4 protein-coding genes are annotated in these 4,282 nt (G+C 36.1%); 3 read left to right on the forward strand and 1 reads right to left on the reverse strand.

The features are described 5' to 3' along the window. Positions 1–184: 184 nt before the first annotated feature. Positions 185–475, forward strand: a complete 291-nt coding sequence (locus BDR01S_RS24220) for a c-type cytochrome (RefSeq protein ID WP_066259297.1) — start codon at positions 185–187, stop codon at positions 473–475. 218 nt (positions 476–693) lie between these two features. Next, positions 694–2,397, forward strand: coding sequence for an Ig-like domain-containing protein (locus BDR01S_RS24225; protein ID WP_066259298.1), 1,704 nt, complete (start codon positions 694–696; stop codon positions 2,395–2,397). Between the two features lie 122 nt (positions 2,398–2,519). Here the strand turns inward: BDR01S_RS24225 and BDR01S_RS24230 are convergent, their stop codons facing one another. After that, positions 2,520–3,305 carry a hypothetical protein gene (locus tag BDR01S_RS24230; protein WP_066259299.1) on the reverse strand — a complete coding sequence of 262 codons (786 nt, stop codon included), beginning with the start codon at positions 3,303–3,305 and terminating at the stop codon, positions 2,520–2,522. A gap of 536 nt (positions 3,306–3,841) precedes the next feature. On the opposite strand from BDR01S_RS24230, the gene BDR01S_RS24235 reads away from it, so the two are divergent. Then, positions 3,842–4,063, forward strand: a complete 222-nt coding sequence (locus BDR01S_RS24235) for a hypothetical protein (RefSeq protein ID WP_066259302.1) — start codon at positions 3,842–3,844, stop codon at positions 4,061–4,063. The last annotated feature ends 219 nt before the right edge of the window (positions 4,064–4,282 follow it).

Genomic DNA, 4,282 nt, shown 5'->3' on the forward strand with positions numbered 1-4,282 from the left:
GGAAAAAGACAGAGGAACAACCTTCTCGCTGTCTTACTTTATAACTGCAATTTAGTGAGGAGCAGATAGGGTAAAACTTTTCCCAATTGTTCATAATTGAGCTAAGTTTTCAGCTCTTTTCTCTATTAAGATAGATATATGGTAGAAAACATTACCATATTATTATGCGTTTGGAGGAAACAACATGAATCGGCTATTAGCTGCTTTTGCCTTAATACTCCTATTATTAACTGGCTGTTCATCGGATAAATCTAGTACCGCCATGGACGGAGAATCGATCTATAAGGAAAGTTGTGCTGCATGTCACGGCGCTCAATTACAAGGGGCTGTCGGTCCTACTGTAGTAGATATGAAAAGTAAATATTCAGAAGCCGAAGTACTGAAAATCATTAGTGAAGGTACGAATAAAATGCCCGGCAACTTATTAGATAATGAAAAATCTGAAATCGTCACAAAATGGTTGATGGGGAAATAAAATGTCAATTCGGAGATTAGGAGGAATCCTGATCTTTTTTTGATGTCTTTGACAACAGATACCGATTTTGGTATATCCTTCGTCCCAATTGGTTAAAAGATGACCTTCCAAAAACTGTGTCAATAAGGCATTTTTCCCTTTTTTCACCTATTTTTCTTTTATACTTTGAATCTTTAAAGTATAATAAGGAAAGAAATATGAACTTGGAGGATACATAATTGAAAACACCATTTCGTAAACGCACCATCAATTTAATCTTGGCTAGTACCATAGCCCTAACACCTTTTGCAGCTAACCTAGCGTTTGCGCCAAATACAGCACACGCTGATTCAGGGATGGAACTTGTTACATCCCACAATGAAATCTTTGAAAAGCTTACTGCATCTGATATTGCTGACATTAAAGTATCCTATAGCAATATCTCAAAAGTAAACTTCAACTCGATTCTTGGAACTAGTTTAATTAAAAAAATTGACACCAAAACTGCTCCAGGTACAGCTATTAAACTAGCAACAGATTTCGTAAAACTTCAATACATGAGTAATTCTATAGACTTTCATACAGCTTTAGATGCATTCAAGTCCAATTACTCTGATGAATTCACAAAGATTTTTGATGGAAAGCTATCTATTGACCAAGCTCTTTCTTTATCTAGTGCCTTTGAAGAAAACCTTAAAGTTCAATTAGTTGAATCTTTCTTGCAAAAGAAAAATTTAAGTTTTGACCAGATTATTAAAGCTGCGGTGGATTCAACCCTTGCAGATGCAAGATTTGTTCAATTTGATGGCATATTATCTCAAAAATTAGGAATCTCTGTAGCTAATGTCCTTACTATGAAGAAAAATGTAGACGCCATAGTCGACCCTACCAAAATGGCATCAGCTGCTTTTTCATCAGGGTTAATCCGCAGTAAAGGCGGAGATATCTTTGGTGCCAGTACATATACATTAGGATCTACTTCTCCATCCTACAGCTTGAAAGTAGATTTAGGATTCGGACTAATGGATTATACAAATTACTTGAAGTGGAATACAAATAACACTTCGATTGCAACTCTCACTACTGGCAATAAGCTAGTTGCCAAAAAAACAGGGAAAGTAAAAGTGGTCGGCTCCTATTTGAACCAGCCAATCATCACAAAAGAAATTACGATTAACCCAGATAAGACGGCTCCAGCTATTCCAACTGTTAATCCAGTGGACGATAATGATAAAGAGATCACAGGAAAAGCAGAAGCTGGCTCTACAATTACGATTAAAAATGGCAAAACAACCGTTGCAATCGGAAAAACTGCCTCCAATGGGACTTTCCGTATTTCAATTAAGGCGGCTCAAAAAGCTGGCTCAACCCTAACTGTAACAGCTAAAGATGCAGCTGGTAATGAAAGTAAAGCTAGATCAATCAAAGTACTTGATAAGACGGCTCCAGCAACACCATCTGTTTATTCAATCGACAATAACGATACAACGATCAAAGGGAAAGCAGAAGCTTATTCGTACATTACAATCAAAAATGGAAAAACAACCATTGCAACAGGAAAAACTTCTTCCAATGGTACCTTCAGCATAAAAATTAAAGCTCAAAAAGCTGGTTCAACTATTTATGTAACAGCTAAGGATGCAGCTGGAAACGTAAGCACAGCGAAATCAACCAAAGTCCTTGATCGAATTGCTCCAGCGAAACCAAGAGTAAACTATGTTTATTCAAATGACAAAGTCATCAGAGGAACAGCAGAAGCTGCCTCAACGATTACCATCAAAAAAGGCTCTAAAGTATTAGCAACTGGTAAAGTCTCTTCTAAGGGTAACTTTAGTGTGAAAATCACGGCCCAAAAGAAAGGTACAGTGCTTTCCATAACAGCAAAAGATAGTTCTAAGAATATCAGCAGCCCTAGAGTAATAAAAGTAATTGGAAAAAGATAACTCCCTACTAAAAAACACAAACAGTGTATGATACTGTTTGTGTTTTTTTGTGTTTAAAAATAAATAACAAAAACCTCCATTTTTAAGGAGGTTTCTAAGCAAACTAGATTGATATCCTATCATTATTGTCTTTTACTTGCTTCAACCACCGCATAAACTTTCAGGGCATTGTATTCTTCTGTTGAAAGTCTGCTAAGAACGGTACTTTTAATCTCGGCTTTCTCATGCGCCGTAACTCCGCCTTGCGCCTTTTTAGCTAATGCACTGAGCTCCCCCATGGAAAACTTCGATAGTAAAAATTTCATGACCTCTGCATTTGAATTGAAATGTAATCCAGCTGGTTCAGCTTTTTCCGTGGCTGGTGGTTTCACTTCTGTATTGTCCGTCTTTCCTGTGTCCTTATCATTATTTGCATCTGTATTGGCGGCAGGTTGCTTTTCTTTACTTGCATCTGGATTAGTTGCTGATGGCTTCTTTTCATTCGTTGTATGTACATTCGTTCCTGTGGTGTCATTATTAACCGTTTCCTTAATAGCCGGATCAGCAGAAACAGCAGAAACATTTTTAAACAGCGCACTATTTTTGCCTGCACCAGCCTCTTTATCAATGATTTGCTGGATACTAGGATCCTTTAATAGATTATCATAATCTTCTTTCGTCATCTGACTCGCAAGTTCGTCTACCATTTTTTCAGAAGCCAGGTTCATCCCAATCTTATAGCCAACAAAACCAAGGATAAGCAAGATCATCACTGGGATCCCTAACACAATTCGTTTCATTTTCCAAAAGGGCTTTACCTTTCGGCGGTGATTCTCACCCTTCTTTTTATAATAAAGTCCCTTTTCATCTTGAAAATAGCGAATTTTGAAAAGAGCCAATGGTGTTTTTATTTCTCTCATGACTGGCATTTATATATCCCCTTTAAATGTATTACTGCAAATCCTTCTATCCCTTCTTGGGTGCTGGTGATTCATACTAACAGACCATGAAGAAATACCCAAACTCATCATTCTATTGTACCATCTACTCCGCTCCAAAAAAATACAATTTTGGACAAAATCTCTGCATTTTTTTAGATATTAAACAGAGGATAATAATTTTAGGAATGCCCGTGAAGATTTATTTTTGTAATTTTAAAAATATTTTTATTTTTTATTTTGATGTTATCACAATATAACTTGTATACAGAGCATCGAAAGAGACGATTTGTTTGTTTTCAACCAGTTAGAAAAAGCTATTTGAGAACACTTGATATACCAATATTATTTACCTTTTTTCTAATATTTTTACTTTTAAATTCTTTGTTCACATCAAAAATCGACTATGTTACTATCAGAATGGTTATGGAATTGTATTATCATTAGAAGACGAAAAATAAACGGATCAAGTCATCATACCTTCCATACCAATGACTTTTAAAAAATATAACTTTACGAGGTGTATGATGAAGGCAATTGAATTTTCAGATACGGAAAACATGGAACTTTTAATGGAAATAGTGAACCTTAAAGCGAAGCTAAGAGGGATGTATACTCAAACAGGTCCAAACAGCTCCAAATACATTACGCTTTCCATCAAACTAAATTTACTGATGAATAAATATTTCGAGGAAAAGGCTGGGAATATAATTAGCCCTGAAGAAATATATGAACTGCAATGTAACTAAAAGTTCATATGACGCAGCCGAATCCTAAGGATAAAGGGTTCCGTTTTCGGATTCTTTCTTATTAAAAGGCATAATAATTGACGTATGAATTAGCATACGTCTTTTTCTTTATCTTTTATAAGCTGGTCGATTAAAAGCTGCTGATTCCCGTATCTAGGATCAGAGGATCCGCACTTATCGGTTGCGGGATCAGGTTGAGCACCCGAGCTAATAAATAGA

Origin of the sequence: Neobacillus drentensis NBRC 102427, assembly GCF_001591445.1 — a bacterium.
Lineage (GTDB): Bacteria > Bacillota > Bacilli > Bacillales > Cytobacillaceae > Neobacillus > Neobacillus drentensis.

Bases quoted from the DNA above. Each gene is read 5' to 3' on its own strand.
- BDR01S_RS24220 (WP_066259297.1), top strand. From the start codon at position 185: ATGAATCGGCTATTAGCTGCTTTTGCCTTAATACTCCTATTATTAACT.
- BDR01S_RS24230 (WP_066259299.1), bottom strand. From the start codon at position 3,305: ATGCCAGTCATGAGAGAAATAAAAACACCATTGGCTCTTTTCAAAATT.
- BDR01S_RS24235 (WP_066259302.1), top strand. From the start codon at position 3,842: ATGAAGGCAATTGAATTTTCAGATACGGAAAACATGGAACTTTTAATG.